Here is a 26,198-nt window from a genome sequence, read left to right as displayed (position 1 = left end):
GAGCCGGCCGAGAAGGGCCGGGGCGGAGGGGCCACGGAGAAGGCCAGCCGAAGAAGACTTCGAAGGGAAGACCAGCCGAAGAACACGTCGATCGAAGAGACGGTCAGCCGAAGAACACCTCGAACTCGTCGTACAGCGACGCGTCCACCGCCTTCGTGCCCTTGCGGGTGTCGGCGAGGGGAACGCGCACGATGTCGGTGCCGCGCAGGGCCACCATCGTGCCGAAGTCGCCGTCCCTGACCGCGTCGACGGCGTGCAGCCCGAAACGCGTGGCCAGCCAGCGGTCGAAGGCGCTCGGGGTGCCACCGCGCTGGATGTGCCCGAGGACCGTGGTACGGGCATCGGTGGCCGTACGTTCCTCGATCTCCTGGGCGAGCCATTCCCCGATGCCGGACAGCCGGACGTGGCCGTACTCGTCCAGCGACCGGTCCTTGAGGATCATCTGTCCTTCCTTGGGCATGGCACCCTCGGCGGCGACGACGATCGGCGCGTAGTTGATCTTGAATCGGTTCCGTACCCATTCACAGACCTGATCGATGTCGAACGGCCGCTCCGGAATGAGGATCACATTGGCGCCGCCCGCCACCCCGGCGTGCAGCGCGATCCAGCCGGAGTGCCGCCCCATCACCTCCACCACCAGCGTGCGCATGTGCGACTCGGCGGTGGTGTGGAGACGGTCGATGGCCTCCGTCGCGATACCGACGGCCGTGTCGAAGCCGAAGGTGTAGTCGGTACCGGACACGTCGTTGTCGATGGTCTTCGGTACGCCGACCAGCCTGATCCCGTGACGGCTCAGCTCGGTGGCCGCACCGAGCGTGTCCTCGCCGCCGATCACGACGAGCGCGTCCACCCGGTGCGCGGCGAGGGTGTCCTGGACGCGCCGCACACCGTCCTCGTGCTTGAACGGATTGGTGCGGGAGGAACCGAGGATGGTCCCGCCGCGCGGGAGAATCCCCCGCACACTGGCGACGTCCAGCGGTACGACGTTTCCCTGGAGCGCGCCGAGCCAGCCGTCCCGCAGACCGACGAAGTCGAAGTGGTACTCCTGGACGCCCTTGCGGACGACGCTGCGGATCACGGCGTTGAGGCCGGGACAGTCGCCGCCACCGGTCAGCACTCCCACCCTCATGGCGTCCTCCTCAAGGCGTCCTCTCCTCCAGCATGGGCGACGACCGCTCCGTCGGCGACCCGCCCCGAGCCCGCCGATATCGGGTAATCGTTTCCTGCCGAGTAGCCGATGTCTGTGACCACATGGCAGGAAATCCGGGGCAGAGCCCGTCCCCTGTCATTTACCGGACCAGCGGCCGTAATCCAGACGAAATGCAACGCTGTCGATGGTGAAGCGCCGCATACGTCTTGTGTGGCGGCGCTTCGTGGATCTATCGTCCCCGGTAACCGTTTTCTAAGGGGCTGCGAGTGATGCGGATTCATGCGGACGTGAGGGTGACGGCAACGCCCTCGGCACCACAGGAACCTTGACTTTCGCCCCGCCCCAAGGGATCAACCGGCCCACCCCCCTCACCCCCCTCGCGTTCCTCTCGATCGGCCCCTCGCGGCCCACGACCACCGGCGTCCGGCGTCCGGGCTCGGGTCCGCGGGCACCCCACTCAATGGAGATCCGTATGTGGCAAGAAACTGGGATGAGGCTCAGACAGACGCGGTGGTGGGCGATCGCCACCCTGGTGTGTGCTCTGCTCGCGGCCCTCGTCCAGGCGTCGCCCGCCCAGGGAGCGACGGCCTCCGATCCGGTGCCCGAGGCCTTTCCCACGGTCACGTTGAAGGAGATCACCAGCGCCGACGGGTTCACCCACCCCGGCATCGCCGTGAGCGCCTCGAACCTGCGGCTGGCCCGGCGGCAGGTGCGCGAGGGCGTGGAGCCGTGGGCCTCGTACTACGCGGCCATGCACGGCACCAGCTTCGCGTCCCGCACTCTCGGCGTCGCCAACGGCGTGTCAGGGACCGACACCCCGAAGTCGGACGCGTTCAACTCGCAGGGCATCCAGTCCCGTTTCATCCAGGACGCCTTCGGCGCCTACACCCAGGCCATCGAGTACGTCATCACGGGTGACCCCGTGTACCGCGCGAACGGTATGCACATCATCCGGACCTGGTCCCACATGGACCCCGCGAAGTTCGCGCCGTACCCCGACGACCACATCCACGCCGGCGTCCCGTTGATGCGTATGCTCGCCGCCGCCGAGATCTTCCGCTACTCCAGCGTGAACCCCGGCTCCGACGACTACGACACCAGCTGGAACGACGCGGACACCAAGAACCTCACCGAGAACCTCATCACGCCCGCCATCAAGACCCTGCTGTACGGCAACACGTTCTTCATGAACCAGCAGCTGTACCCGATCGTCGGCCAGCTGGCCGGCCACATCTTCACCGACGACCGGGCCGGCTACGAGCAGGCCGTCGAGTGGTTCTCCGTCAACAAGACCAACCCGAACACCCACACCAACGGCGCCCTGAACTCCCTGCTCCGCGTGATCGGCGCGGACGACCCCCTGAACCCCTACGGCCACGCGTTCGTGCAGCACCAGGAGATGGGCCGCGACCAGGCACACGCCTGGGACGGCATCGCCATCGCCACGGAGATCTCCCGCATGCTCACGGTGCAGAAGACCCGGCTGGACCCGACCGCCGGCACCGTGTCCACCAAGTCGAACGCCGTCTCCCCGTTCCGCTTCGGCAACGACCGGCTCCTCGCCGGAGCGGACGCCTGGTACGCGTACATGATGGGCAGGACCGTCCCCTGGATCGACACCACGGGCGGCCCCGGCAAGCTCTCCGAGGCCTACCGGGGACGCCTGTTCTCGCCGATCGACGAGCTGTACGACATCTACCGGTACGAGTTCGGGGTCGACGTCAAGGAAAAGGCGCCCAACGTCGCGAAGGCTAAGGAGCAGGCCGACGGCCCCCAGTTCTACTGGGGCACGGGCACGTACAACTTCTGGAACAGTAATCCCGACTACAACCCGGACTACTGGCTCTCCCTGCCCGAGAAGGTGGCCGGCAAGGCCCGTCCCGAGCAGGACAGCCCCCTGGTGAAGGTGGCGCGGCGCAGCATCCCCCTCGACGGCCGCTCCGAGGTCCGAGAGGACGACGGGCGCGACATCGTCAGGATGCGGGCCTCGAAGAAGGGCGCCACCATCGCGGTCCGCACCCTGATGTACGACAGCCGCGACGGATACAGCCCCGTGGGAGTGCTGATCCGCACCAACGGCCCGGCGACTCTGAAGATCCGCAAGGACATGTCCCTGAAGCCGTACCACAGCGTGAGTCTGCCCGACACGCATGGCCAGTGGCGTTACATCACCTACGACATGGACCGCGCCGTCCTTCACGGCAGCACCGCGGGCGACAACCTCGCCTACTACACGATCGTCGGCTCCTCGGACGTGAACGTCGACATCGACAGCGTCAACCTCCAGGCCAAGGCCCAGCTCACCCCGCCGTCCTTCCCGCAGGGACAGCGGACCACGCTGATCGGCGTGGCCGGCGCACCGCTCAGCCGGTCGCTCGCCGCGACCGATCCGGGCGACGAGGCCCTCACCTACGAGGCCTCCGGTCTTCCCGAGGGCGCCCAACTAGACAGCGCCACGGGGGAGTTCAGCTGGACACCCACGAGCGCTCGGACGGATGCCGTCCACGCCTCCGTCGTCGCCTCCGACGGCGAGACCGACACCGTCCTGAATCTCGACCTGGTGGCCGCACCGGACCGGGCGGGCGCGCTCACCGCGGCGCAGGCCGGGTACGACGCCGACACGACGTACGTCCGGGAAACCCTCCAGGAGTTCAAGGACGCGGTCTCCTCCGTGAAGGCCACCATCGACACGGCCGATGACAGCACCTTCCTGGACGGGCTGGTCACCGTGCAGGACGCGGCGGCAGCACTGCAACCGCTCAACCCGAGGCTCGCCGACGGCACACTCGGCTATGCGCCGCTGGTCACGTCGTCGCTGTCCTCGGTGAATGTGTGGAACATGGTCGACGGAGACATCAACACCTTCTCCGGTGATCTGAGGGCTCCGTTCACGATGGACTTCGGGGCCGGGTTCCGGGTGCGGGCCGACGCGTTCGGACTGCAGGCCCGGTACAACTTCGGCAACCGCTCCGAGGGCACCAACGTCTACGGCTCGAACGACGGTGCCACCTGGACCCTGCTGACCTCACGGGAGACCACGAACACCACCCCGGACTTCCGGATGGAGACCATCCCGGTCCGCTCCGAGGTCCAGGACACGTCGTTCCGGTTCCTCAAGGTCCAGGTCGACGACCCGGGTGTGCCCACCGACCCGAGCTACCCCGGCATCTCCTCCTTCGGCGAGTTCCGGATCGACGGCTCCCGGATCGAAACGGCTCAGGCCATCACGTCGGCGACGCTCTCCACCAGCAACTCCGACCAGCAACGGGCCGTCAACGGCGACACGGTGACACTCGACCTGGTGGCCGACCGGCCGCTCGCCGAGGTGAACGTCCGCATCGAAGGCGTCGACGCCACGGTCACCAGCACCGACAGCGAGCACTGGAGTGCCACGGCCGTACTGCCCGAAGACGTGGACTTCGCCCGGGCGCTGCGCTTCGCCGCCGACTACACGACGGCCGACGGCGAACTCGGCTCCACGGTCCACGAGACGACCGACGGATCGTCGCTCCAGCTGTGGAACACCCACATGGTGCCCCAACGCATCGAGCAGGCCTGGGCCGACGCGTCCACCCCGCCCTGGCCGGGGACCGGTACCACGGCGGCCAACGGATGGCGGATGTTCGACGGCGACATCACCACGTACACCGACACCACCACCTCCAACGGCTGGGTGACCGTCAACCCGACGGACGGCTCCTCACTGGAGGCCGACGCCGTGATGATCCGCCCCCGCGCGAAGTACGCGAGCCGGGCCAACGGAACGCAACTGCAGAGCTCCACCGACGGCGGGAAGACCTGGACACCCTTCCTGACCCTGTCGGGGGTGACCAGTGACCAGCAGTGGTACACGTTCAAACTGCCCGAGCGCACCGTGATCCCGATGCTGCGCGTCTACGACGGACACGGCGGCAACACCAACCTCGCCGAGGTCCAGCTGCTGCGGTCCGACGCGTCATCACAGTGACCCGGCAGCGCTCACCCACATCACCTCAAGCCCATCCCCTCTCCTACGTCACGCCCTCTCACAAGTCACACCCGCATCCCGCTCAAGGAGTCATCATGAACTCGTCCCCGTCCCGGCGCACCACGCTCCAGGCCGCCGGCACCATCGCCGCCGCCGGCCTGGTCGGCAGTGTCCTCGGCAGCACTCAGGCATCCGCCGCCTCGAACGACACCGCCACCACCGCCGGCGGTGACAGGGTCGTCACCCACCCGACCCTTCCGCAAGTGCCCCTCAACACCTCCTTCACCGTCAAGGTCCGGCCGGTCGGCGGCAGCTGGCGCAGACTCGACGTCCACCTCGCCAAGCTCGCGCTCATCGACCCGGTCACCGGCAGCAACAAGGCACAGAACTCCTCCTGGGCCGCCTTCGACTTCTGCGGCACCGTCGAGGTCGAGGTGACCTACAACCCGGGCGACGCCACCACCTTCCGCGTGCGCCCGGACTCGTACGGCATCAAGCCCGAAGTGCTGGGCAGCACCGCCCGCTTCACCCTGGACCGGCCCCGCACCATAGTCGTCCAGGTCGACGACAAGATCTTCGACTGTCTGCATCTGCTCGCGAACCCCTTGGAGCAGAACCCGCCCGCCGAGGGCGACAAGCACGTCATGTACTTCGGGCCAGGTCTGCACACCACCCCCGACCGCACGCTGAAGGTGCCCAGCAACACCACCGTCTACCTGGCCCCCGGCGCCGTCCACACCTCCCAGTTCATCTTCGAGAACGTGGAGAACTCCCGGCTGATCGGCCGCGGCGTGCTCTACGACTCCGCCGGCGGCGCGCTCTTCATCCGGGGCTGCGAGAACATCACGGTCGACGGCATCACGATCCTCAACCCCCGCTATGAGAACGTCCGGGTCGCCGAGACCCAGAACCTCACCATCAGGAACCTGCACGCCTTCAGCCACCAGGGCTGGGGCGACGGTATCCAGCTCTACTGCTCCGAGAACGTCACGATCGACGGCTGCTTCCTGCGCACGTCCGACGACTCCGTCGCCCTCTACACCCACCGCTGGGACTTCTACGGCGACACCCGCAACATCACCGTCAAGAACTGCTCCCTCTGGGCCGATGTCGCCCACCCCATCAACATCGGTGTCCACGGCAACTCCGACACCCCCGAGATGCTGGAGAACCTGAACTTCAAGAACATCGACATCCTCGACCACCGTGAACCGCAGGTGACCTACCAGGGCGCCATCGCCTTCATGGTCGGTGACAGCAACCTCGTCCGGGACGTCACGTTCGACGACATCCGCGTGGAGGACTTCCGCTGGGGTCAGCTCGTCCACATGCGGGTCGAGTACAACCCCAAGTACAACACCTCTGCGGGCCGCGGCATCGAGTCCGTGTACATCAAGGACCTCAGCTACAACGGCAAGAACGCCGACCTCTCGGTGATGATGGGTCTGTCCGAGGAGCAAGCCGTCAAGGACGTCACCTTCGAGAACCTGCGGGTCAACGGCAGGGTCATCGCCGACAGCACCGGCAAGCCGCGCTGGTACCTGGCCTCCGACGGAGTCCCCATGCTGGTCAACGAGTACGTACAGAACCTCCGCTTCCTCACCACGGAGGAGGCCGCGGCCGAGTAACACACCGGCCGACGCGCAGGACCAGGTCCCCGGCCTGGTCCTGCGCCATGGACAGGGCCACCCGGCAGGTGGCCGGTCGCGGCGGTCGGGCCACCGGTGCCATTCGAGTGGCCGGGGCCGGTGGAGGTTGGCATGGCGATGAGTTTCGGATGCGTGCGGGGTCTATGAGTGAGACGGGCTCGGAAGCCCACTCAGGGAAGACCGCCGGTCTCTCCCCCCGCTCCCTTCCCGTCTCCTTCCCCACCGATCGACCGCATCGCAGGAGAACGACATGACCGCCACCTACACCTTCGACATCTTCTCCAGCCTCGACGGCTACGGAGCCGCCACCGGCGACTGGACCGGCTACTGGGGCAAGCAGGGCCCTGAATTGCTCGACCACCGCCTCGCCCTGTACAGCGAGGAACAGCGCATGGTCTTCGGGGCCAACACCTATCGCGCATTCGTACGGATGCTGGCGGCGAGCACCGAGGAGTCCGATGTGCGCGACCCATGGGTCACGCGTATGAGGAACATGCCGGCGACGGTGGTGTCCTCGACCCTGGAAGGCCCTCTCGACTGGCCGGACGCGACCGTCGCGAGCGGTGACGCCGTCGACGTCGTCGCCCGGCTCAAGGAGGAGTCCGACGTGCCGCTGCGCTCGCACGGCAGCCTGTCGTTGAACCGGGCACTGATGGCCGCCGGCCTGGTCGACCGCCTGCAGGTGACGCTCTTCCCCGTCATCACCGGCCGGACCGGGATGGACCCGATCTTCCGGGACGCCGCCGACTTCGACCTGGAGCTACTGGAGAGCCGGACACTCGACGGCCACATCCAAGAACTCGTCTACCGGCCCACCCTCCACTGACGCGCGGGCGCGCGAGGGCAGGGGTTCGCGGTACGCGGTCACAGGTCCTCCAGCGCGGCGGTCAACCGGGCGACGGCCGCGAGGTCGGGCACCCTGCGCAGCGCGGCGACGACCTGGTCGCTCGCGAACTCGCGCTGGGCGGCGGTCACGGTCGGGTCGATGGCGCACTCGGCCTGTACCTGGATGTAGTTCAGGTCAGTCGCGAACAGCATGGAGAAGGACTGCGGCCCCGCGAGGGCGGCGGTGCCTCCGGCTCTCCTGTAGGCCCGCACCAACCGCCGGGCCGCATCGGTGTTCGCCTCGTTGCCGCCGCACCACACGTACAGCGCACGTGCGAGTTCCCGTTCCGCCGAGATGGGCCCGGCGTTGTCCCAGTCGAGGAGGACCGGCCCGCGGGCGCCGACCAGAACGTTCTGGGGCCGCAGGTCCAGATGCGACGTCACCCGGTCACCGGCGCCGGACACGGTCACCCAGTGCGCCAGCTCCGCCGCGGAGGTGTCGATGAACCGGCCCAGCGCGTCCGACCACGGCAGCCCGGCCTCTCGCACCCTCTCGTGCAGCTCCTTCCACTCGGAGCCCCGAGGGCACCGCTCGTACCAGGAGTGCGGTGCCTCGGCCGCGCCCTCTCCCGCTCTGTGGAGGAGTGCCATGGTCCGGCCGAACCAGTCGAGGATGTCCGGGTCGGACGGGTCCGCCTCGATGCCGTCGACCCAGTCGTACAACTTGACGTAGGACCCGCCCGAAGAGGGAGCGAGCCGTGAGACATGGGCGCCGTGCCGATTGGGGATGAGCCGCGGTGACGCGATCCCCAGGTTCTCCGTGGCCTGCCGCAACGCCGCCTCCCGGCGGACCTGTTCTTCGTCGCAGCCGAAGAGGAGTTCCTTCGCCGCCCATGAGCACCCGTTCCCGGACACCTTCCAGATCTGGCCCAACGCACCACGGGCGACGGGCGTCACCGTCCACGGGCCGGTGCCCAGCGCATAGGTCTCCGCCACGAACTCGGCTGCGTCGCGCATTCGGTCACCCCTCCGCAAGCTGATGGTCAACGGTGACTATCCCATGCCCGAAAGCAGGTTTTTTCGGAGGTTGTTTGTTCGGTGTCAGCGTTCCGAGCGCGAACAACGTGTGCGCCACTACACCTGGATCGGACGTTCTGGTCGCGACAGCCGCGCCGCCGGCCCGGTTGCGACAGAACTCCGCGGCGGAGCTGAGACCGCGAGCCCTGCCGTGTCCACCGGTCGCGCTGACCTGCGACCGGTGCCGTCGATCGAAGGAGAACACGTGAACAAGCACATCCCGCTCAAGCGGCTGACCACCGCGGCCGCCGCGATCGCCACGGCCGGGCTGCTGTCAGTCGGCACCACCACCACGGCTGCGGCGGCGCCGTCGGGGGACACCTCCGCGAGGGCCTGCGGCTACTACGAGACCCGTGACACCGCCTACTACGGTCACTGCGGCAGCGGAAAGGTCATCATCAAGATCGAGCTGGACTGGACCACCGACGTCCGGTACTGGTGCGTCAAGCCTGGCGAGAGGAAGCTGGGCAGCACCGACGAGATCGACTACGCGGTGTACGTCGGGACCTGCTGAACCAGCACCCGAACCACCACTGGAGCACACGCGCTCCGACGGCGTGGCGGTGTCCCGAAGTACACCGCCACGCCCCGCGTTCGGCTCCCTCTCGGTTCGTGAACGCTCGCTCGTGGCACCGGTCGTCACCGTTCGAGGGATGTGACGTCCCCCATCACGACCACCGGGTGCAGCGCCGGGTCGAGTGTCAGCAGCAACTCCTTCATGTGCTGCTTCGCCAGGCTCACACAGCCGTGGGTGGGTCCCCCGTGGTCGACGTGCAGCCAGATGCCGCCGCCGCGGCTCGTACCGAGCGGACGGGTCCAGTCGAGCGGGGAGGTGCCCCGCTTGCGGTTGTAGTCGATCGCGACCACGTAGTCGAAGGAGCCGGCGAGGGGTTCGCCCTCGAATCCGGTGCCGCCGATGGTGAAGGAGCCGGACCGGTCGTAGGGCAGCTTCGTACCCGGGTCGGCGGGCGGTCCGCCCGCGTCGCTGAGGGTGAACACACCGATGGGCGAGTGCAGATCGCCCGCGTAATGGTCGTCGGTCCAGCCCCGGAGCGCGTTGTGGGCGGCCCAGGTCCGCCCGGCGGCCCAGCCGTCGTCGGTGCGTTGGTACAGCACCACCTGCGACGTGGAGGAGTTCCTGCCCTTCCCGGTGACGATGACGACCTGCCGGGCGTTGTCGGGGATCTCGGCGAGCGTCTTGGGGCCGAGGCCCGGCAGCTCGGCCGGGGCGGACGCGCTCGGGGCCACGCCTTCGGCGTCCGTGCTCTTCCCGCCGGACGTGTTCGGCCCGGACCGGGCGCGAGCCGTGCTGGACGTGACGGGCCGGGTGTCCTGCGCACTGGTGGTGGCCGAGGGGACCTCCCCCGGCGTGTCGGCGCCGGTGCTGGTGCCGGGGCCACCGCATCCGGCCAGGGCGAGGGCCACGGCCAGGACCGCTGAGGGAACGGGCAGACGGGAGCCCAGGGAGGAGACGAGCTGGCTCATCGCGCCGACCCCGCCGTCCACTCGCCCCACGGCATGTTCCAGCCGTTGAGTCCGTTGTCGGCAGCGATGACCCTGTCGTCGGAGTTGTTCACCACGACCACGTCGCCGATGAGGGAGTTGTCGTAGAACCAGGCGGCGTCCTGACCGGAGTCCCCGCCGCCCTTGACTGCGTCCACGGTGGACACCTGACTGCGTCCGACCTTGAACCGGAGGGTCTGGTCCTGTTCGCCGTACACGCCGTCGGCCCCCTTCACTCCGGCGAGACGGATCTTGACGGTGACCGTGGAGCGGGGCTTCCAGTACTCCTTCGGAAGGAAGCCGAGGCGCTGCCCGCCGAACCAGTGGCCCACGACGCTCTGTCCGCTGTCGGCGGTGACCTCGACGGCGGACTCGACGGCCTTCCTGTCGGTGATCGGCCTGTCGAAGGTGAACGAGACCTGTGTTCGAGGGAGTTCTCGTCCCAGACCACGCCGGGTATGCTCCGGGCCACCAGGTCGAGGCGGAACTAGCCGAGCGGTGTGCCGATGCGGTCGATGGGGGTGCCGAGCCGGCTGATGCGGTGCCCGTCGATGATCAGCTCGCCGTCGTTCTCGTAGGCGTTGAAGAAGTGGGTGTTGGCCCAGTGGCCGCCGAGTTCGTGCCAGGTGACCTCGTGCGTGTGGCCCACGAGTGGTTCCCCCGGCCCTGCCGTACCAGTGGCGGGTCGACCTGGCCACCGGACGGGCCACCGAGAAGATGATCAGCGGCATCCACGGCGAGTTCCCCAAGATCAACGACGCGTACACAGGCCGCCCGACCCGCTACGGCTACTTCGTCACCACACGCGGCTGGCGGACGACACCATGTCCGACGGACTGGCCCGCCACGACCATCTCCTCGATCGCACCACCGTCGTCGGGGGACCGGACGGCCTGACCAGCCCCGCGAGCCGGTCTTCGTCGCCCGCGAGAACGACCGCAACGAGAACGACGGCTACCTGCTCACCCTCTGGTGGAACCGCACCACCGACCTCAGCGAACTGCTCATCCACGACGCCGCCGACCTGCGCCGCACCCCGCTGGCCCGGGTCAGACTCCCCAGCCGGGTCCCCTTCGGCTTCCACGGCAGCTGGGCCGACCACCACACCCTGGACCGCGCGATCGCCGCCCACCGCGGTGACGGGTCGTAGGGCCCAGGGACTCCTGACCCTGAGTCGCGGGGCGCGGCAGGATCGCCCTGCGCGCCGTTGGACTCCTCGCCGTCCGGGCTCTCGCGATGCCTCCGGCGATGAACAACCGGTTGCTGGCAAGGTGGTGGCATGGACGAGTCAGCTCTGCCCGGTGGCCTCATCAATCACGTTGTCCGGATCGGTGCGACCGTGCGTCGGCCGCCGTCGGCGCGTTCGGACTTCGTCCATCAGCTGCTGGCCCTGTTCGAGCAGCGTGGTTGGGCTGGTGCGCCACGCTTTTTGGGCTTCGACGGGCAGGGACGGGAGATCCTCAGCCACCTCGACGGCCAGGCGGCCTGGACACTCGGTCAGCGGCGGGACGCCTGCTCGGACGCGAGCCTGGCGCGGGTGGCTGAACTCGTCCGCGAGTTCCATGACCTGACGAGTGGATCTCCGTTGGCCGGCACCCATGAGGTTGTCTGCCACAACGACCTGTCGCCGAAGAACACCATCTACGCGGTTGAGCGTGGTGACTGGCAGCCGGTGGCTTTCATCGACTGGGACCTCGCCGCCCCTGGTGAGCGCATTCATGACGTCGCGCACATCTGCTGGCAGTACGTGGACCTTGGCCCGAGCGTGAGGGACGTGCCGGAAGCCGCTCGGCGGATCGGGCTGGTCTGCGACGCGTACGGCCTGGCCGACCCGTGGAGGCTCATGGATACGATCTTGTGGTGGCAGGACCGCTGCTGGCGGGGCATCGACTCAGCGGCGTCACGCGGTGAGCCGGCCATGATCCGTCTGCGCGACCAGGGCGTCGTCGAAGCGGTGCGGGCCGCGTATCGGTGGGTGTCGGCCCACCGTCACGAACTGGCCGTGGGACTAAGCCCTTCCTCGGCGCCGTGAGGGTGGCCCCTGGGCCGTGTGCGGTCCGCTGGAGCCATGGTTTCCACCCATCACGCGATACATGCCGATCGAGTCGTGCGCGGCGGTGTCGGCGAAGCCGAACTTCTCGTAGAGGAAGCGGGCGGGCCCGTCGGCGATCAGTGAGACGTAAGCGGTGGCGGGCGCCCGGCGCTCCAGTTCTCCGGTGAGGGCGGCCATGATGCGCTTGCCCAGGCCGCGGCCCTGATGGGCGGGGTGGACGCAGACATCGACGATCTGGAACGCGGTACCGCCGTCACCGATGACGCGGCCCATGCCGATGGGCTCGCCCTCGTGGTGGAGGACGACCCCGTGCCAGGTGTTGGGCAGGGCCAGGGCGACGGCTTCGGGGTCCTTGTCCGAGAGACCGGCATCGGTGCGCAGGCGCCGGAAGACCTCGATGGACGGCACCCCCTCGCTCACCTCGTACGGGTCGTTCAAGCTCTCCACTTCCGATCGTGCGATGTGCGGGGTGACGGGCCCGCTTCGGTGCTCGGTCCGCCGGTCAGTGGCCGGCCTCGGCATGGTCGCCGTGGTCGCTGAGCTGTGCTTCGAACCAGTCGTGCAGGGCATCGACGAGCACCGACTCTTCGGTGGCGTAGGTGAGGGTGGCCCCGTCGGGCCGTTCCCGGTACCGCACCTCGACGCGATCGTAGCCGTCCTGAAGTTCCGCCAGGCCCGGCATGCTCTCGCCGTGGATCTGGGCGGGGTCGCCGAAGTCGCCTCGCCCGAACGCCTCGGCCTCCTGCCGGAGGTGGGCGCGTATGAGACCGACCTGCTCGGCGTCGTCGGGCTGGTCGGCGACGACGTCCTGAACCCCACCCGTCTCGGTCGGGGTGAAGTGGTGGGTGGTCTGTTCGAGGTCGAACGGCATTACGGTCCTGCCGCGTTCGGCGATCGTCTTCTGCCGGTCGGTCCGCCCCTGTTCGCCGTCCTGCCGGGGGCCGCCGATCAGAAGAGCCGCGCCCATCAGCGCGCCGATGCTCGCCGCGCTGATGCCGGCTGTCAGGAGCCGACGCCTGCCGTGGTGCATCCAGTGCCTCCGTCAGTCAGTACTTCGAGGGCGTGCGGGTACGCCCTCTTCGTTGGGGTGGGATCACCGCGACGCGGTGGCCGGTGGGGTGTGCGTGGGGGCGGGTGCCTTCGGGCTCGACCGCGCCGCAGCGGTGGAAGTGCGGGGCAGCCCGCCGCCTTTGTCGGCTTTCGGGCCTGTTGGCTCGGGCCTACTGATGTTTGGCGGGAATCAGCCACAGAACGATGACGGCGGAGACCGCGGACATGCCCGTGGCGACGAGGAACGCGTCGTCGAACCCGGAGGCGCTCTGGGCGCTGGTGTGGGCGGCGATGCTCGTGGCGGCGGCGCTGGAGACAGCCGCTGCGCCGGCCGAGGCGCCGAACTCGTGGAAGGTGCTGACGATGCCCGACGTCACCCCGGCCTCATGGGGAGCGACCGTGGCGAGTGCGGTGGCGGAGGCGACGACGAACAGGGCGCCCAGTCCCGCCGCGGCCACGCTCACGCCGGTGACCATCGCGGCGGTTCCGGACCACAGCACCGGGACGAGGAACCCGGCGCCCGCCACAGCGAGGGCGAGCACAGCCGGCAACCGCGCTCCCAGCCGGCCGATCACGCGGCCGGCGGCTGCGGCGGCCGCCATGGTCAGCAGCGCCACCGGCAGGAGCAACAGGAACGCGAACTCGTGGAGCCGCTGGCCCGGTTCTCGCTGCTCACCGGCTGACGGGGCATCGTTCACCGGCTGACGGGGCATCCCCTCGTCCGCCGACAGATGCACCATGTGGTCTGCGGCCGAGCCCAGGAGTGGAAAAAGTTTTCCGTTGACGAGTCCGTTACGTGTCCGGCATCCCGGCGCAACGTCCGGGCCCTTGTCTGACACATCAACCATCCGGCGCGACGCCGGAGGGGATGTCGGGGCCCAGCACGAAGGAGCAAGACATGACGGCCACGGACAGCGCGGACGCGGACAGAACCGCCACACCGCCGGGGTACTCCCCCCGTCTCTACAACGCGGATCTCGCCCCCGCCACCGAGCGCAAGTGGGGCGCCTTCAGCATTTTCAACGTCTGGACCTCGGACGTACACAGTCTGTACGGCTACTTCCTGGCCGCCAGCCTGTTCCTCGTCGCCGGCAACACCTTCAAGTTCCTCATCGGCATCGGCGTGGGCTCGCTGGTCATCTACTGGCTGATGACCCTCATCGGCAAGGCGGGCGTCAAGACCGGCGTCCCCTACCCGGTCCTCGCCCGCGCCTCGTTCGGCACCTTCGGCGCCAACGTCCCCGCCCTCGTACGGGCCGTGGTCGCCACCTTCTGGTACGGCGCCCAGACCAGCGCCGCGGCCGGCGCCATCGTCGCCTTCCTCGTCCGCTACGACGGCCCCCAGCACCTGCACGAGACCACTCACCTCTTCGACCACAGCGGCCTCGAAGTGCTGTGCTACCTCGGTGTCTGGGCGGCCCAGCTGCTCATCATCAGCAAGGGGATGGAGACGGTCCGCCGCTTCCAGGACTTCGCCGGCCCCGCGGTCTGGCTGATGATGCTGATCCTGGCGGTCGCGCTGTCCGTGAAGGCCGGGGCACTGTCCTTCTCCGTCGACATGCCGGCCAAGGACCTGGCGGCGCTCGCCAAGAGCGCCACAGGGCTCGACGTCAGCCCCGGCTCGTTCGCCGCGATCGCCGCGATAGCCGCCACCTGGGTGACCTACTTCGCCGCCCTCTTCCTCAACTTCGGCGACTTCGCGCGCTTCACCCCGGACACCAAGGCCCTGAGGAAGGGCAACGTCTGGGGCCTGCCCGTCAACCTGATCCTCTTCTCCCTCGTCGCCGCCGTCACCACGGCCGCCGCCAGCAAGGTGTACGGCGAGGTCATCCTCGAACCGGCCGAGATCTCCGCCAAGTTCGACAGCGCGTTCCTCGTCCTGCTCGCCGCCCTGACCTTCGCCGTCGCGACGCTCGGCATCAACGTCGTCGCCAACTTCGTCAGCCCCGCCTTCGACTTCGCCAACGTGGCCCCGAAGTACGTGACCTTCCGGCGCGGCGGCCTCATCGCCGCCGTCATCGCGCTGCTGCTCTACCCGCTGCACCCCTGGGACAACGCCCCCAGCTTCGTCAACGCCATCGGCTCGACCATGGGCCCGCTCTTCGGCGTGATCGTCGTCGACTACTACCTCCTCAGGAAGACGGAACTGAACGTGCCCGCGCTCTACCAGGAGGACGGGGAGTTCCGCTTCCAGGGCGGCTGGAACATCCGGGCGTTCGCGGCCGCCGCGGTGGGCGCCGTATTCTCCAGCCTCCTCCCCGTCTACGGCCCCTCCGGATACGGGGACACCCTGGGCCCGTACTCCTGGTTCATCGGCGTCATCGTGGCCGGGGTGCTCTACTTCGCGTTCAGCGGTGGCAAGAGCCCCCTCACCACCCCTGTCGCCGACCCTCCGGCTCCGGCCGCGAAGTAGCCACCAAAGTGCCCGGGCCAGGCGCGGCCGGTAGAACACACCGGCCGCGCCACACGGCCTGCCTCATCCGGGAACCGAGGATTGTGAGTCGATCGCCGGCGCCGTCGCCTGTCCCGCGAGCGTCCCGGGCCTGGCGGGTGGCGAGCCCGAACGACGATCTTGCCTCGGCCGCCCCCGGCACGGTGTCGTTCACGACGGCCGGGGCGTGCTCAAGCGGGACGCGGGTGATCGGCGGCGGGACGACGTACCCGGTGACGACCGCATCCGCCGCGCGGTCGAGGAGAGGGCCGGAGGCCGGCGGCACGAAGTTGGTCGCGGTGACGTCCATGGCCTTGAGCGCCTGCACATCAGCCACGAACCTTGTGGTCGCCACCGATCCGCCCGAGCGGACCAGCGGGGCGGATTCCGCGAGTCGCGATGAGTTCTGCGGCGTTTGGCGGTCGTACTGTCGAACCCGTCACCGAGGAGGACTTCCGATGCGCAGCGTGACCTATTCGATGAGCGTCTCGCTTGACGGCTACATCGTCGGGCCGGACGGCGGCTTCGACTGGACGGTGCCCGACGAGGAGGTCTTTCGCTTCTGGATCGACGAGATCCGTCAGGTCGGCGTCCATCTGTTGGGACGACGGCTGTACGAGACGATGCTGTACTGGGAGACCGCCGACCAGGAATCATCGCTCTCCGACTCGGAACTCGAGTGGGTCGCCCTCTGGAATCCGCTCCCCAAGGTGGTGTTCTCCACCACGCTGTCGGCGGTGCGGGGCCATGCCCGCCTGGCCTCCGGTGGCCTGGCGGAGGAGATCGAGCGGTTGCGAGCGGAGCCGGGGGAAGGGGAGATCGCGATCGGTGGCGCGACTCTCGCCGCAGAGGCGGCCGCGTCGGGTCTGATCGACGAGTACCGGGCCATGGTCCACCCGGTGCTGGTCGGCGGCGGCATTCCGTTCTTTCCCCAGGACGAGCGCCGAGTGGATCTCGAACTCGTCGAGACCCGTACCTTCAGTTCGAGAGTCGTCTACCTCCACCACCGCGTGGTGCGCTAGCCGGTGCCGGCACCGGCGCGGCCGACCGTGCCGCGGCGATGGCGCGCCCGCGCTCCGATTCCGGTAAGCGGTGGAGCATCGCGCGCAGTTCCTCGGCGTCGACGTCGGCGCCGAAGGGTTCGGTGCCCGGTTCGAGCCGTACGCCCGCGGCGAGAGGGCCCGCGATGACGGGGTCGAAGCCGAAGTCGTCGACGAGGCGGGAGACGGTCATGAGGTCGTCCGGTTCGTCACCGGCGATCGCGATCGTCTTGCGGCCACGGACCCCCAAGGGCCGGGCTCCGCCCTCTAGGTCGTGATAGCCCATGTGGTTGAAGGCCTTCACCTCACGCGCACCGGACAGGAATTCCTGCACGGTCTCGCTGGAGGAGGTCCGTGGATCGGTGAGGTCCTCGCGGATTCCGTCGACCTCCCACCAGTAGTTCATGGCGTCGACGACGAGCTTGCCCTCCAGCGCCTCGGCGGGAACGTTGCGGTGCTTGCCGAGAGGGAGGGCCAGGATGACGACGTCCGCCTTGGCCGCGGCCTCCTCTGCGGTGACCGGGACCGCGCCGGGGGTGAGGACTTCGATGGTGAGGGCGATCCTTTCCGGGTCGCCCGACCCGGCGATCAGCACGCGGTAGCCCGATGCCAGGGCCAGACGTGCCAGTACGGTGCCGACCTAGCCCGCGCCCAGGGTGCCGAGCGTGTGTACGGCCGTGGTGTCCATGTCGTCTTCTCCGTTCGCGGTGTCAGTCGGCGAGCAGGTCGCGGACCATCGGGATGACCTTCGTGCCGTACAACTCCACGGCGCGCAGCCGGGCTTCGGCAGGCTGCGCCCCGGTGGTGTAGATCAGGTCGAACCGGCCGACGCCGAGCGACTCGATCGCGCGGGCCATCTTGCGGGCGACGGTCTCGGGCGAGCCGATGTAGAGGGAGCCATGGGCGATCTCGGCCTCGTACTTCTCCTTGCGGACCGGCGGCCAGCCGCGCAGCGCGCCGATGCGGTCGCGGATGACCTTGTAGTGCGGCCAGTGCAGCTCCTTGGCCTCCTCGTCCGTGTCGGCGATGAAGCCGGGGGAGTGCATCCCGACCGGGTGGGCGGTGGTGCCGAACTTGTCGGTGGCGCGCCGGTAGAGGTCGATGTAGGGCGCGAAGCGTTCCGGGGCACCGCCGATGATGGCGATCATCAGCGGGAAGCCGTAGCGCGCGGTGCGGATGACCGACTGGGGCGAGCCACCGACCCCGACCCAGGTGCTCAGGTGCCCGAACTCGGTCTTGGGGAAGACGTCGGCGTCCTCCAGCGCGGCCCGCTTGGTGCCGCTCCAGGTGACGGGCTTCTCCTGAAGCAGCTTGGCGAAGAGTTCGATCTTCTCCTCGAACAGCACGTCGTAGTCGGCCAGGTCGTACCCGAAGAGGGGGAACGACTCGGTGAAGGAGCCACGCCCGAGGATGACCTCGGCCCGGCCGTTCGAGAGCGCGTCCACCGTGGAGAACCGCTGGAAGACACGGACCGGGTCGTCGGAGCTGAGCACGGTCACGCCGGAGGACAGACGGATGCGGTGGGTGCGGGTGGCGATGCCGGCGAGCACGGTCTCCGGGCTGGAGATCGCGAACTCGGGGCGGTGGTGCTCGCCGAGGGCGATGACATCGACGCCTGCCTGCTCCGCGAGAACGGCCTCGTCGACGACCTGCCGGATGGCCTGGGCGTCGGACACCGGCCTGCCCGAGGCGTCCTGCGGCACATCGCCGAACGTGTCCAGACCGAAGACGAGATCAGACATGGTGGGCTCCTTCGTGAGCGATTGCTGCACCCGCGGGGCGACTTCGCGGCCCAGCGGCGCGATCGAACGGGGGCGGGCTTCGCGCGGGAGGTTCATGAGGCCGTACTTGAGGTCGAAACGGCTCAGCCGCAGGTCACGGGCCATCATGAGCGGCAGGCAGCAGCGGGCCCCGCGGTGGCGAACGAATTGAGCCCGAGCTCGAACTCCGTGGCGGTCATGGGCCTCTCCGTCTGCACTCCGCGGACACACGCGACACCCAACTGGTTGACGTGTCAATCATCACCCAACATAATTGATGTGTCAACCAAGGCTGTGTGGAGGTGCTCTCGGTGAGCAACGTGGAAACCGACCCTGCGGCACTGCGCTGCGGTGCGCTCGTCGATGGCGACAGGCCGGCCGGGGCGCCCCGGGTCGACGTCCTGCCGGCGCGGGACGTGCCGCTGGGCGGTCCGCGCGCGATGTATGTGCGGCGGACGCTGCCGCAGCGGGACCGTACGCTGATCGGAGCCTGGTGCTTCGCCGATCACTACGGCCCCCATGACATCACCGCGTCCGGAAACATGGACATCGGCCCGCACCCGCACACCGGGCTCCAGACCGTGAGCTGGCTGTTCAGCGGGGAGATCGAGCACCGCGACACCCTGGGGACCCATGCCCTGATCCGGCCCGGTGAGATGAACCTCATGACCGGTGGTCACGGCATCGCCCATTCCGAGGTCTCCACCGCGAAGACCACGATCATCCACGGTGTGCAGTTGTGGGTGGCGCTGCCGGAAGAGCGTCGCGACACCGAGCGGGGCTTCGAGCACTACGTCCCCGAGCCGACGCATCTCGACGGAGTCGAGGTCAGGGTCTTCCTGGGCGCGCTCGCCGGAGCCGCCTCTCCGGTGCGGACCTTCACGTCTCTGCTCGGCGCCGAGATCCTCCTCGCGCCGGGCGCGGCGGTCACGTTCGCCGTGGACCCGGCCTTCGAACACGGTCTGCTGGTCGACAGCGGAGACGTCCGCCTGCTCGACACCGTGCTGCGGCCGGCCGAAGTCGGCTACGTCCCCTGCGGCGAGGACACCCTGACGCTGGTGAACGAGTCGGACACCACGGCACGGACGATCCTGCTCGGCGGGCCTCCGTTCGAGGAGGAGATCGTCATGTGGTGGAACTTCGTCGGCCGCAGCCACGACGACATCGTCAAGGCCCGAGCGGAGTGGGAAGCCTCCTCCGACCGCTTCGGCGTCATCGAGGACTTCCCCGGGGGCCGCATTCCCGCTCCGCCCCTCCCGAACGCCGTCATCAAGCCACGCGGCAACCGGCCGCGCCGCTGACCGAACCCACGATCAAGAAAGCGGGCACCCCATGAACCAGTCCTCCGCCACTCCTGTCGTCGAGAGAGTGGACGCCGAGCGCCTGTACGAGATCCTGGTCGACGGCCGACGCGTCGGTGTGACCTCCTACCGCGACCGCGGTGAGCAGCGCGTCTTCTTCCACACGGAGATCGACGAGGCCTTCGCCGGTCAGGGGCTCGGCGCCCAGCTGGTCCAGCACGCACTCGCCGACGCACGCGAGTCCGGACAGCGGATCGTGCCGGTCTGCCCCTACGTCGCCAAGTTCCTCAAGCGCCATGACGAGTTCGCCGACCTCACTGATCCGGTGACGCCCGACGTCCTGCGGTGGCTGGAGTCGCAGGTCGGCTGAAACCTGTGAGAGGGCGGGCACCGGCCGACCGGTGCCCGCCCTCTCACGCTGCGGCAGTAGGGCGCGCGCCCTACTCCGGCAAGATGACGATCTCGCCGCTCACGCGTGGCCCGCCTGGCTCGCGTCCAGCGCGACAGCGGCTTCCGTGAGGCCGTTCAAGTCCGGGATCTCACACCGGCCGGAGGCGTCGAGCACCCGAGCACCTTCGCACCGACGCTGAACCCGCTCACCCCTTCACCGGCCGCGTCCACCACGCCGACCATGTCGGGACGGTACGCAAGCCGTCGATGCTGCCGTACGAGGAGAATCGCACTGCGAGAGGCACGACCGGTGGACTCCATTCCAATTGATGATGTATCAACTGCGGCTGCGGGTGAGCGCGTCGACGAACTCTTCCAGCACCTGTGCCACGCCATCCTCGTCATTGGAGGGCGCGCGTCCGGCTGCGGCGGCCAGTACGTCCGGATGGGCGTTGGCCATGGCGTAGGGGCGGCCCACCGCGCCGAGCATGGGCAGGTCGTTGGGCATGTCGCCGAAGGCGGCGGGCACATGCGTTCCGGGTGCGGGAAGAACTCAGGGTCGGATGCGCTGCCGTAGCAGCAGTATCAGAGCAGCCCGGCACGAGGGATCACCACCCTGGCCGCCGCGGGAACGGAACGCCGGGCCCGGTGGTACCGGACCCGGCATCGGCAGGGACTGGTGTCCCCGGTCGGCTCAGGCGGTGACGGTGGCCGTGCGGAGCGGTGGCAGGGCTCTGCTCCAGGCCACGACCTGGTCGAGCAGGGTGCCGAGGGCCGCCACGTTGTAGTGGCCGGGCTTGAGGACGCTGAAGTTCTCGAACTCCGTCATCCGCGACAGCGCCACCGGCTGGCGCACATTGGCCATCCGCAACTCGCCGCCGACCAGCCGCAGATGCTCCACGGGCCGGGCTCCGCCGACACCGCCGTACGACAAGACGAACCCGTCGAACGAGGCGATCTTCTCCGCCCACTTCTTGGTGTGCTCGCCCGGGTAGCGGCCCATCGCCGGGGGCTGCGGCGCGTCCAGGTGCGGCAGCGGGTAGTCCCGGAGGTCGACGAGCTCGAACTCGGCGTTAGTGCGGGCGATGAACGGCTGGTTCAGGGAGTGTGGGGGAGGTGCCGGGAGGGGACGACGCCGAGGCGGCCCGCCCGGTAGTCGTCGAAGGCATGCTTGACCTCTTCGGGGGTGTTCATCACGAACGGGCCGTACTGGACGACGGGTTCGCGGATCGGGAGGCCGCCCAGCGTGAACAGCTCCAGCTTGGGTGCGCGGGACTCCTGGGCGCGGTCGGCGGTCAGACGCAGTGCGTCACCCTCGCCGAAGACGGCGAGCCGGCCCTCCTGGAACGGGCGGGCTTCGGCCCCGACCGTGCCGTGCCCCGCCAGGGCGTAGACCAGCGCGTTGACGCGAATGTCCTGGTAGCGCGGCGGGGTCATCTTCTTCGCCCGGGGCAGATTGACCCACAACTGCACTCCGTGCAGGACCCCACCGCTCATGACCAGGTGCTCCGGCGGCTGTTCGATGTGCAGGACGCCGGCTCCCGCGGTCATCCACTGGGTGTCGCCGTCGGTGAGCTTTCCGCCGCCGCCGTTGGAGTCCTGGTGCTCCACGGCCCCGTCGATGAGGTAGGTGACGGTCTCGAAGCCGCGGTGCGGATGCCACGGCGTGCCCATGGGCTCGCCCGGCGCCATCTCGACCTCGCCGAGATGGTCCATGTGCACGAACGGGTCCAGCTCCGGCAACGGCACACCGGCGAAGGCACGGCGTACCGGGAAACCGTCGCCCTCGAATCCTCGCACTGCCCTCACCAGACGGCGGACGGGCCGGTGGAACGTGCCCGCCGGGTCCAGCTCGGGCAGGCGCGGCAGGACGAGTACGTCGTCCACGGTGATCGCAGGCATGGGTCTCTCAGTCTCGTGCGGTTGCCGTCAGAAGGAGTGCGGTCCGAAGCGGCCCCAGGCCACGAAGACGGCGAGGGCGAGCAGGACCACGGGGACGGCGATCGACTGGTACTCCTTGCGCCGGCCGTGTTCGATCGCGGAGCCCATCATGACCAGCGCCAGGCCGGTCGCGGCCAGGGGGACGAAGACCGTGGCGATGTCCACCGCCGGGGGCAGCAGCAGCCCGATGACGCCGAGGATTTCAACGGCGCCGATCGTCTTGATCACGCCGGGCGAGAAGTCCTCGACCCAGGCCATGTTCGGTCCTGAGGCGAGGAGTTGCTCCTTCGACTTCGTGAGCTTCATGGCGCCGGCGCCGAGGAAGACGAGAGAGAGCAGGGCCGCGACGACCCACAGGGCGACGTTCATGGGGATACCTCTTGAGAGCTGGGTGTGCGGGACCGTCGTGCGCAGGCCTCGCAGGGAGGTGGTAATTGATGCATCATCTAAATCGGCGCAAGGGCTAAACTACGTGAGACTAGATGACGCGTCAACCCGCTCATCGGGAGTTCGGGGAGTGGTGTCGGCGGGCCCGGAGGTGCGGCGCGGCAGTCAGGGCAGGACAGGTTGCGCCGCACCCCCGGAGCGGTGGCCGGCCGCCGCGGTAAGGCGCGGCGATCCGGGGAACCTCGTTTGGTGAACTGTCAACCACGTCTACACTTTCTCCATGGAGGAGAACGTGCGGTGGTTGACGGCGGAGGAGCAGCATGCCTGGCGGGGCTTCGTCCGGTTGCACGAGAAGCTCGGAGGCCGGCTTTCCCGCCTGCTGCAGACGGAGTCGAAGCTGTCGGCGGCCGACTTCGCGGTGCTGGTGAATCTGACGGACGTGCCGGAGGGGCGGCAGCGTTATCAGGACCTGGCCCGGGCGCTGGAGTGGGAGAAGAGCCGGATGTCCCACCACATCGCGCGGATGGCCGGGCGTGGCCTGGTCGTACGGGAGGAGTGCCTTGAGGATGCGCGCGGCGCGTTCGTGGTGATCACGGAGGAGGGGCGCGCGGCGATCGAGGCGGCGGCCCCGCTCCATGTGGAGGCCGTGCGGGCGCTGTTCCTCGACCATGTCACTCCTTCGGAGTTGCGCACGCTGGGCCAGGTCTCCGACCGGGTGGTCGCGAAACTGGACGAGGACGCGTCCTGACGGTCGGTGGTTGTCTTGCGGCCCTGAACTCTAGAGGCGCAAAGTTGATGCGTCAACAGTGGCGAGCGGCTCGCGGCGTCGGTTCGCTGCGGTGGTCGGGGGCGGAGAAAAGCCGCCCCCGGCTGCGACTGATAGATGATGAGTCAACAAGTGAGTAGTCTCGTTGTATGACTCAACAACCGAAATGGCTCACTCCGGAGGAGCAGGAAGCCTGGCGCGGTGTGGTTCGCATGTACGAGAAGCTGGCCGGTCGGCTCTCCCGTCACCTTCAGCAGGATGCCAATCTGTCCCCCGCCGACTTCGCCGTGCTCGTCGATCTCAGCGAGGCACCGGGCGGCCGCAAGCGCAACGTGGACCTGTCGAAATGCCTGGAGTGGGAGAAGAGCAGGATGTCCCATCAGATCTCCCGCATGGCCAAGCGGGGGCTGGTGACTCGGCAGGAGTGCCCGGAGGACGGGCGGCGCGTTCGTGGCCATCACGCCGCAGGGCATGGAGACGATCAAAGCGGCCGCACCCCGTCATGTGGAGGCCGTCCGTGAGTTGTTCGTCGATCTCCTGACACCGGAGGAGCTTCGCCAGTTCGCCCATGTGGCCAACCGGGTGATCGAGCACGTCGAGGGCCCGTCCTCCTCGTAGGCGGAAGGGGGGCCGGTGGCGGCCGGCTGTTGGGCGAGCGCGCTGCACGTGTTCGACAATGGCGCCGGAGCGTCGCACGAGGAGACCACCGCCGAGCGACTCCGCTCAACTGGCCCGTGCGGAGGAGTAGTTGCGCAATTTCATCGACCGTGACCCGGTGAAGCGCTACGCCCACCTGATGCTGGGTCACCTGATGCTGGGTCGCACCCTGGAACGCCAAGGGCGGCACGATGAAGCGCGCCCCTGGCCGCCGCTTCCTCGGGAGAGTTCCCGGATGACGCCTGAGCGGAGTGACTTCGGTATCGCCCGGCTGACCGACGGCGCCACCCCCGACGAGGCCGCCCCCGCTCTGGGCACGGCTGCCTGACACCGCGCCCGAAGTGGCGCTGCGGCAGCCGGTCGGCCCCGCCGCCGACCTGTACGCGCTGGGCTGCGTACTGTACGAACTGCCCTCCGGACAGGCGCCGTTCACCGGCCCGGACGCCGCCGGGATGCTCTACCGGCACGTCCACGAAGCCCCGGCCGGGCTGGCCGGGATTCGCCCCAGCGCACCCCCGGAGCCGCTGCACACCGTGCACACCCTGCTGGCCAAGAACCCCGCCGACCGGCCGCACGCCGCCGCCGGGGCGGTCCCGTCGGCTCCAGGCCATCCTCGCCTCCGCGTCAGCCGCCGCAGCCACCCAGCTGCTCCCTCCGGTCGGTGACCTCACCACGCCCCTGCCGCGGATCGCCGATGCCCCGGCCCCGGAGGGCACCCGGGCATCCCGGATCGTCGGCCGCGCGGCGCCCAGCAGCCGCCGCTTCCGTTGCTCGCCGGCGGCGACGCGCAGTTCATGCAGCTCCTGAGCCGGCTTGCGGCCGTCGGCTGACGCCGCTCACTGGGATACCTCGCATCCCCGGACAGATACCGGCACGGGGGAGTCGGGAAACCGACTGATGCGCCACTGCGTCGGCTCCGCCGTCAGAACCGCGCCTCTTCGCCCAGCAGTTGGGTCTCACCCTCGGTGGGCAGGTCCTGAACGTCTGCTGGTTCGCCGTGAACTCCTCGTCCGCGTACGACAGGCCGGACGTGGCCTGGCCGATGACGGCCACCCACGTCGCGTGACCGTGTCGCTCGCCGCCCTGCCCCGAGCAGCCCCGCACTTCCCTACGAGAAATCGCGCTCGACGGACAGTGCCGTACGTCGGGTCCCCTCTCGGCGTGCCGTTCGCCGCTGCTAGGGCCTGTATCGAAAGTGGCTGGTTGTGACTCTGTGGCCTGTGTTTCTATACCCGAGTGAACATCGAGAGTTCCGGGGTGTCGGACGAGAGGCCGAGCCGCCGGGTCCGGCAGAGGGCTGATGGCGATGTTGAGGAGTGCGTGCGGGTCCTCGCTGAGGTCCATGCGCGCGACGGCTATCCGCTGAACTGGCCGGATCAGCCCGTCGAGTGGCTGTCACGCGGCACCCTGCTGGGCTCCTGGATTGCCGAACTCGAAGGCGGCCTGGTCGGGCATGTCAGTTTGTCGCAAGCCGGCGAAGGCGATCTGGCCCCGATGTTGTGGAGCGAGCGGAACGGGACGACGCGGGGTATGACCGCCGTGGTCAGCAGGCTGTTCGTCGCCCCGCAGGCGAGGGGACATCGGATCGGTGCGCTGCTTGTCGGCCAAGCAGTGGAGGAAGCGCGACGTCGTTGCCTGCATCCGGTACTCGACGTCGTCGCGTCTGATATCGCGGCGGCAGCCCTGTACGAGCGGCTGGGCTGGGAGCTGATGGCCACGGCCGAGCAGCAGTGGAGTCCGCACCAGACGGTGGCCATCCGCTGTTACGCAGCGCCGTCGTGAAGTGGTCAGTCATACGATGCCGCACTCGCCTGCGTGCCGAGCTTGTAGCCCTGTGGGGCGAACTTCGGCGGCCGACCGCCGCGCGATCCGACGGCCGGACACACACCTACGCGCCCACGTCCACACCATGACCAGCGGCCCCGGCAGCCCGATCCCAGGAGTTCGCGGCACCCCGGTCGGCGGCGCCCGTGGCGGCCCGGAGCTGAGCGAGCGGCCCGGTCAGCAGAACGGGGCCTGGGGGACGTCCTTCGGCGTCGGCCTTGACGACCGGACGAGTGCGAGTGGATGGCAACGCGGTGGCCCGAATTGGGCAGGTGTCGCGGATTTCGGCTGTGCGGAAAGGACTCTCCACATAATTCGCCCGATTATCCGTCTACTGAGCTTGAACTCGGGTTGTCGTAGCGGCTGACAGGGCTTGATCCTCGCGGTACGCCGTCTTCATGAGGTATGCGCAGGGTGGTGGGCTGAC

Annotated in this window: 25 protein-coding genes and 5 pseudogenes; 16 read left to right on the top strand and 14 right to left on the bottom strand. The window is 68.8% G+C overall.

The features are described from left to right. Nucleotides 1-103: 103 nt before the first annotated feature. Nucleotides 104-1,129: a 6-phosphofructokinase gene (locus tag ACWD4G_RS20765; RefSeq protein ID WP_451295429.1), complete on the bottom strand. Its 1,026-nt coding sequence runs from the start codon at nt 1,127-1,129 to the stop codon at nt 104-106. 511 nt (nt 1,130-1,640) lie between these two features. Here ACWD4G_RS20765 and ACWD4G_RS20760 point away from each other — a divergent pair. The 3 genes from ACWD4G_RS20760 to ACWD4G_RS20750 all read left to right on the top strand — a co-directional run bounded on the left by ACWD4G_RS20760 (nt 1,641) and on the right by ACWD4G_RS20750 (nt 7,592). After that, a complete protein-coding gene (locus tag ACWD4G_RS20760; protein ID WP_451295427.1) occupies nt 1,641-5,117 on the top strand; it encodes an Ig domain-containing protein in 3,477 nt (1,158 codons plus the stop codon). Nucleotides 5,118-5,212: 95 nt separating this feature from the next. Continuing rightward, the gene (locus ACWD4G_RS20755) at nt 5,213-6,745 is read left to right on the top strand and encodes a glycosyl hydrolase family 28 protein (RefSeq protein WP_451295425.1); all 1,533 of its coding nucleotides are present in this window, start codon (nt 5,213-5,215) and stop codon (nt 6,743-6,745) included. A gap of 271 nt (nt 6,746-7,016) precedes the next feature. Next, nucleotides 7,017-7,592, top strand: coding sequence for a dihydrofolate reductase family protein (locus ACWD4G_RS20750; protein ID WP_451295423.1), 576 nt, complete (start codon nt 7,017-7,019; stop codon nt 7,590-7,592). Between the two features lie 38 nt (nt 7,593-7,630). On the opposite strand, the gene ACWD4G_RS20745 is transcribed toward ACWD4G_RS20750, so the two are convergent. Then, nucleotides 7,631-8,608 carry a phosphotransferase enzyme family protein gene (locus ACWD4G_RS20745; RefSeq protein WP_451295421.1) on the bottom strand — a complete coding sequence of 326 codons (978 nt, stop codon included), beginning with the start codon at nt 8,606-8,608 and terminating at the stop codon, nt 7,631-7,633. A 265-nt stretch (nt 8,609-8,873) separates the two neighbouring features. Here ACWD4G_RS20745 and ACWD4G_RS20740 point away from each other — a divergent pair, with 265 nt between their 5' ends. Beyond that, nucleotides 8,874-9,182 (top strand): DUF6355 family natural product biosynthesis protein, encoded by a 309-nt coding sequence (locus ACWD4G_RS20740; RefSeq protein ID WP_451295419.1) that lies wholly within the window; start codon nt 8,874-8,876, stop codon nt 9,180-9,182. Nucleotides 9,183-9,307: 125 nt separating this feature from the next. Here the strand turns inward: ACWD4G_RS20740 and ACWD4G_RS20735 are convergent, their stop codons facing one another. The 3 genes and pseudogenes from ACWD4G_RS20735 to ACWD4G_RS20725 all read right to left on the bottom strand — a co-directional run bounded on the left by ACWD4G_RS20735 (nt 9,308) and on the right by ACWD4G_RS20725 (nt 10,820). After that, on the bottom strand, nt 9,308-10,153 hold the full coding sequence (locus ACWD4G_RS20735) for a L,D-transpeptidase family protein (RefSeq protein ID WP_451295808.1): 846 nt from the start codon (nt 10,151-10,153) through the stop codon (nt 9,308-9,310). Continuing rightward, nucleotides 10,150-10,590, bottom strand: a pseudogene (locus ACWD4G_RS20730) (Ig-like domain-containing protein); the annotation flags it as partial. The pseudogene ACWD4G_RS20730 and the gene ACWD4G_RS20735, both read right to left, overlap by 4 nt. 68 nt (nt 10,591-10,658) lie before the next feature. Continuing rightward, nucleotides 10,659-10,820, bottom strand: a complete 162-nt coding sequence (locus ACWD4G_RS20725) for a hypothetical protein (protein WP_451295831.1) — start codon at nt 10,818-10,820, stop codon at nt 10,659-10,661. Nucleotides 10,821-10,822: 2 nt separating this feature from the next. On the opposite strand from ACWD4G_RS20725, the gene ACWD4G_RS20720 reads away from it, so the two are divergent. The 3 genes and pseudogenes from ACWD4G_RS20720 (at nt 10,823) to ACWD4G_RS20710 (ending at nt 12,203) form a co-directional block, all read left to right on the top strand. Further along, nucleotides 10,823-11,068: a carotenoid oxygenase family protein gene (locus tag ACWD4G_RS20720; protein WP_451295417.1), complete on the top strand. Its 246-nt coding sequence runs from the start codon at nt 10,823-10,825 to the stop codon at nt 11,066-11,068. 52 nt (nt 11,069-11,120) lie between these two features. Continuing rightward, nucleotides 11,121-11,321: pseudogene (locus ACWD4G_RS20715) on the top strand (carotenoid oxygenase family protein); the annotation flags it as partial. Between the two features lie 129 nt (nt 11,322-11,450). Next, a complete protein-coding gene (locus tag ACWD4G_RS20710) occupies nt 11,451-12,203 on the top strand; it encodes a phosphotransferase (RefSeq protein WP_451295415.1) in 753 nt (250 codons plus the stop codon). Here ACWD4G_RS20710 and ACWD4G_RS20705 read toward each other — a convergent pair. From ACWD4G_RS20705 to ACWD4G_RS20695, 3 genes are all read right to left on the bottom strand, one after another. Next, a complete protein-coding gene (locus ACWD4G_RS20705; RefSeq protein WP_451295413.1) occupies nt 12,180-12,671 on the bottom strand; it encodes a GNAT family N-acetyltransferase in 492 nt (163 codons plus the stop codon). The two genes, ACWD4G_RS20710 and ACWD4G_RS20705, sit on opposite strands and share 24 nt — an antisense overlap. A 55-nt stretch (nt 12,672-12,726) precedes the next feature. Then, nucleotides 12,727-13,254: an aspartate carbamoyltransferase gene (locus ACWD4G_RS20700; RefSeq protein ID WP_451295411.1), complete on the bottom strand. Its 528-nt coding sequence runs from the start codon at nt 13,252-13,254 to the stop codon at nt 12,727-12,729. A 190-nt stretch (nt 13,255-13,444) separates the two neighbouring features. Continuing rightward, complete coding sequence (locus ACWD4G_RS20695) at nt 13,445-14,014, bottom strand: hypothetical protein (protein ID WP_451295409.1); 570 nt, start codon at nt 14,012-14,014, stop codon at nt 13,445-13,447. Nucleotides 14,015-14,172: 158 nt separating this feature from the next. Between ACWD4G_RS20695 and ACWD4G_RS20690 the strand changes: the two genes are divergently transcribed. Both ACWD4G_RS20690 and ACWD4G_RS20685 read left to right on the top strand, forming a co-directional pair. After that, nucleotides 14,173-15,687 carry an NCS1 family nucleobase:cation symporter-1 gene (locus ACWD4G_RS20690; protein WP_451295407.1) on the top strand — a complete coding sequence of 505 codons (1,515 nt, stop codon included), beginning with the start codon at nt 14,173-14,175 and terminating at the stop codon, nt 15,685-15,687. Nucleotides 15,688-16,163: 476 nt separating this feature from the next. Further along, nucleotides 16,164-16,727: a dihydrofolate reductase family protein gene (locus tag ACWD4G_RS20685; protein ID WP_451295405.1), complete on the top strand. Its 564-nt coding sequence runs from the start codon at nt 16,164-16,166 to the stop codon at nt 16,725-16,727. Here ACWD4G_RS20685 and ACWD4G_RS20680 read toward each other — a convergent pair. Together ACWD4G_RS20680 and ACWD4G_RS20675 are read right to left on the bottom strand one after the other, a co-directional pair. Then, nucleotides 16,684-17,373: an NADPH-dependent F420 reductase gene (locus ACWD4G_RS20680; RefSeq protein ID WP_451295806.1), complete on the bottom strand. Its 690-nt coding sequence runs from the start codon at nt 17,371-17,373 to the stop codon at nt 16,684-16,686. The two genes, ACWD4G_RS20685 and ACWD4G_RS20680, sit on opposite strands and share 44 nt — an antisense overlap. Before the next feature lie 82 nt (nt 17,374-17,455). After that, entirely contained in the window at nt 17,456-18,487 is a 1,032-nt protein-coding gene (locus tag ACWD4G_RS20675; RefSeq protein ID WP_451295403.1) for an LLM class flavin-dependent oxidoreductase, read from the bottom strand. Nucleotides 18,488-18,816: 329 nt separating this feature from the next. Between ACWD4G_RS20675 and ACWD4G_RS20670 the strand changes: the two genes are divergently transcribed. Then, the gene (locus tag ACWD4G_RS20670) at nt 18,817-19,806 is read left to right on the top strand and encodes a pirin family protein (RefSeq protein WP_451295401.1); all 990 of its coding nucleotides are present in this window, start codon (nt 18,817-18,819) and stop codon (nt 19,804-19,806) included. Between the two features lie 31 nt (nt 19,807-19,837). After that, nucleotides 19,838-20,176: a GNAT family N-acetyltransferase gene (locus ACWD4G_RS20665; protein WP_451295399.1), complete on the top strand. Its 339-nt coding sequence runs from the start codon at nt 19,838-19,840 to the stop codon at nt 20,174-20,176. Nucleotides 20,177-20,533: 357 nt separating this feature from the next. On the opposite strand, the pseudogene ACWD4G_RS20660 reads toward ACWD4G_RS20665, so the two are convergent. The 4 genes and pseudogenes from ACWD4G_RS20660 to ACWD4G_RS20645 all read right to left on the bottom strand — a co-directional run. Further along, nucleotides 20,534-20,716: pseudogene (locus ACWD4G_RS20660) on the bottom strand (HAD family hydrolase); the annotation flags it as partial. Nucleotides 20,717-20,890: 174 nt separating this feature from the next. Continuing rightward, nucleotides 20,891-21,283, bottom strand: a complete 393-nt coding sequence (locus tag ACWD4G_RS20655) for an NADPH-dependent FMN reductase (RefSeq protein WP_451295804.1) — start codon at nt 21,281-21,283, stop codon at nt 20,891-20,893. Between the two features lie 11 nt (nt 21,284-21,294). After that, nucleotides 21,295-22,098: a pirin family protein gene (locus ACWD4G_RS20650; protein ID WP_451295397.1), complete on the bottom strand. Its 804-nt coding sequence runs from the start codon at nt 22,096-22,098 to the stop codon at nt 21,295-21,297. A 27-nt stretch (nt 22,099-22,125) separates the two neighbouring features. Beyond that, complete coding sequence (locus ACWD4G_RS20645) at nt 22,126-22,506, bottom strand: DoxX family protein (RefSeq protein ID WP_451295395.1); 381 nt, start codon at nt 22,504-22,506, stop codon at nt 22,126-22,128. 298 nt (nt 22,507-22,804) lie between these two features. Between ACWD4G_RS20645 and ACWD4G_RS20640 the strand changes: the two genes are divergently transcribed. The 5 genes and pseudogenes from ACWD4G_RS20640 (at nt 22,805) to ACWD4G_RS20620 (ending at nt 25,729) form a co-directional block, all read left to right on the top strand. Beyond that, complete coding sequence (locus tag ACWD4G_RS20640; protein WP_451295393.1) at nt 22,805-23,272, top strand: MarR family winged helix-turn-helix transcriptional regulator; 468 nt, start codon at nt 22,805-22,807, stop codon at nt 23,270-23,272. A gap of 167 nt (nt 23,273-23,439) precedes the next feature. Next, a pseudogene (locus tag ACWD4G_RS20635) lies at nt 23,440-23,908 on the top strand (MarR family winged helix-turn-helix transcriptional regulator). A 42-nt stretch (nt 23,909-23,950) separates the two neighbouring features. Next, nucleotides 23,951-24,193 (top strand): annotated as a pseudogene (locus ACWD4G_RS20630) (hypothetical protein). Between the two features lie 95 nt (nt 24,194-24,288). Then, nucleotides 24,289-24,612, top strand: a complete 324-nt coding sequence (locus ACWD4G_RS20625; RefSeq protein ID WP_451295391.1) for a hypothetical protein — start codon at nt 24,289-24,291, stop codon at nt 24,610-24,612. Nucleotides 24,613-25,267: 655 nt separating this feature from the next. Further along, nucleotides 25,268-25,729, top strand: coding sequence for a GNAT family N-acetyltransferase (locus ACWD4G_RS20620; RefSeq protein WP_451295802.1), 462 nt, complete (start codon nt 25,268-25,270; stop codon nt 25,727-25,729). Nucleotides 25,730-26,198 lie beyond the last annotated feature (469 nt).

It is taken from the genome of Streptomyces sp. NPDC002643, from assembly GCF_053592555.1.
The sequence above is the reverse complement of the archived record's forward strand: the minus strand, read 5'-3'. Positions and strand labels throughout refer to the sequence as shown.

Excerpts from the sequence above, each read along its gene's own strand:
- ACWD4G_RS20765 (WP_451295429.1), bottom strand. The coding sequence starts at position 1,129 with ATGAGGGTGGGAGTGCTGACCGGTGGCGGCGACTGTCCCGGCCTCAAC.
- ACWD4G_RS20760 (WP_451295427.1), top strand. The coding sequence starts at position 1,641 with ATGAGGCTCAGACAGACGCGGTGGTGGGCGATCGCCACCCTGGTGTGT.
- ACWD4G_RS20755 (WP_451295425.1), top strand. The coding sequence starts at position 5,213 with ATGAACTCGTCCCCGTCCCGGCGCACCACGCTCCAGGCCGCCGGCACC.
- ACWD4G_RS20750 (WP_451295423.1), top strand. The coding sequence starts at position 7,017 with ATGACCGCCACCTACACCTTCGACATCTTCTCCAGCCTCGACGGCTAC.
- ACWD4G_RS20745 (WP_451295421.1), bottom strand. The coding sequence starts at position 8,608 with ATGCGCGACGCAGCCGAGTTCGTGGCGGAGACCTATGCGCTGGGCACC.
- ACWD4G_RS20735 (WP_451295808.1), bottom strand. The coding sequence starts at position 10,153 with ATGAGCCAGCTCGTCTCCTCCCTGGGCTCCCGTCTGCCCGTTCCCTCA.
- ACWD4G_RS20710 (WP_451295415.1), top strand. The coding sequence starts at position 11,451 with ATGGACGAGTCAGCTCTGCCCGGTGGCCTCATCAATCACGTTGTCCGG.
- ACWD4G_RS20700 (WP_451295411.1), bottom strand. The coding sequence starts at position 13,254 with ATGCACCACGGCAGGCGTCGGCTCCTGACAGCCGGCATCAGCGCGGCG.
- ACWD4G_RS20695 (WP_451295409.1), bottom strand. The coding sequence starts at position 14,014 with ATGGTGCATCTGTCGGCGGACGAGGGGATGCCCCGTCAGCCGGTGAAC.
- ACWD4G_RS20690 (WP_451295407.1), top strand. The coding sequence starts at position 14,173 with ATGACGGCCACGGACAGCGCGGACGCGGACAGAACCGCCACACCGCCG.
- ACWD4G_RS20685 (WP_451295405.1), top strand. The coding sequence starts at position 16,164 with ATGCGCAGCGTGACCTATTCGATGAGCGTCTCGCTTGACGGCTACATC.
- ACWD4G_RS20675 (WP_451295403.1), bottom strand. The coding sequence starts at position 18,487 with ATGTCTGATCTCGTCTTCGGTCTGGACACGTTCGGCGATGTGCCGCAG.
- ACWD4G_RS20665 (WP_451295399.1), top strand. The coding sequence starts at position 19,838 with ATGAACCAGTCCTCCGCCACTCCTGTCGTCGAGAGAGTGGACGCCGAG.
- ACWD4G_RS20650 (WP_451295397.1), bottom strand. The coding sequence starts at position 22,098 with ATGCCTGCGATCACCGTGGACGACGTACTCGTCCTGCCGCGCCTGCCC.
- ACWD4G_RS20645 (WP_451295395.1), bottom strand. The coding sequence starts at position 22,506 with ATGAACGTCGCCCTGTGGGTCGTCGCGGCCCTGCTCTCTCTCGTCTTC.
- ACWD4G_RS20640 (WP_451295393.1), top strand. The coding sequence starts at position 22,805 with ATGGAGGAGAACGTGCGGTGGTTGACGGCGGAGGAGCAGCATGCCTGG.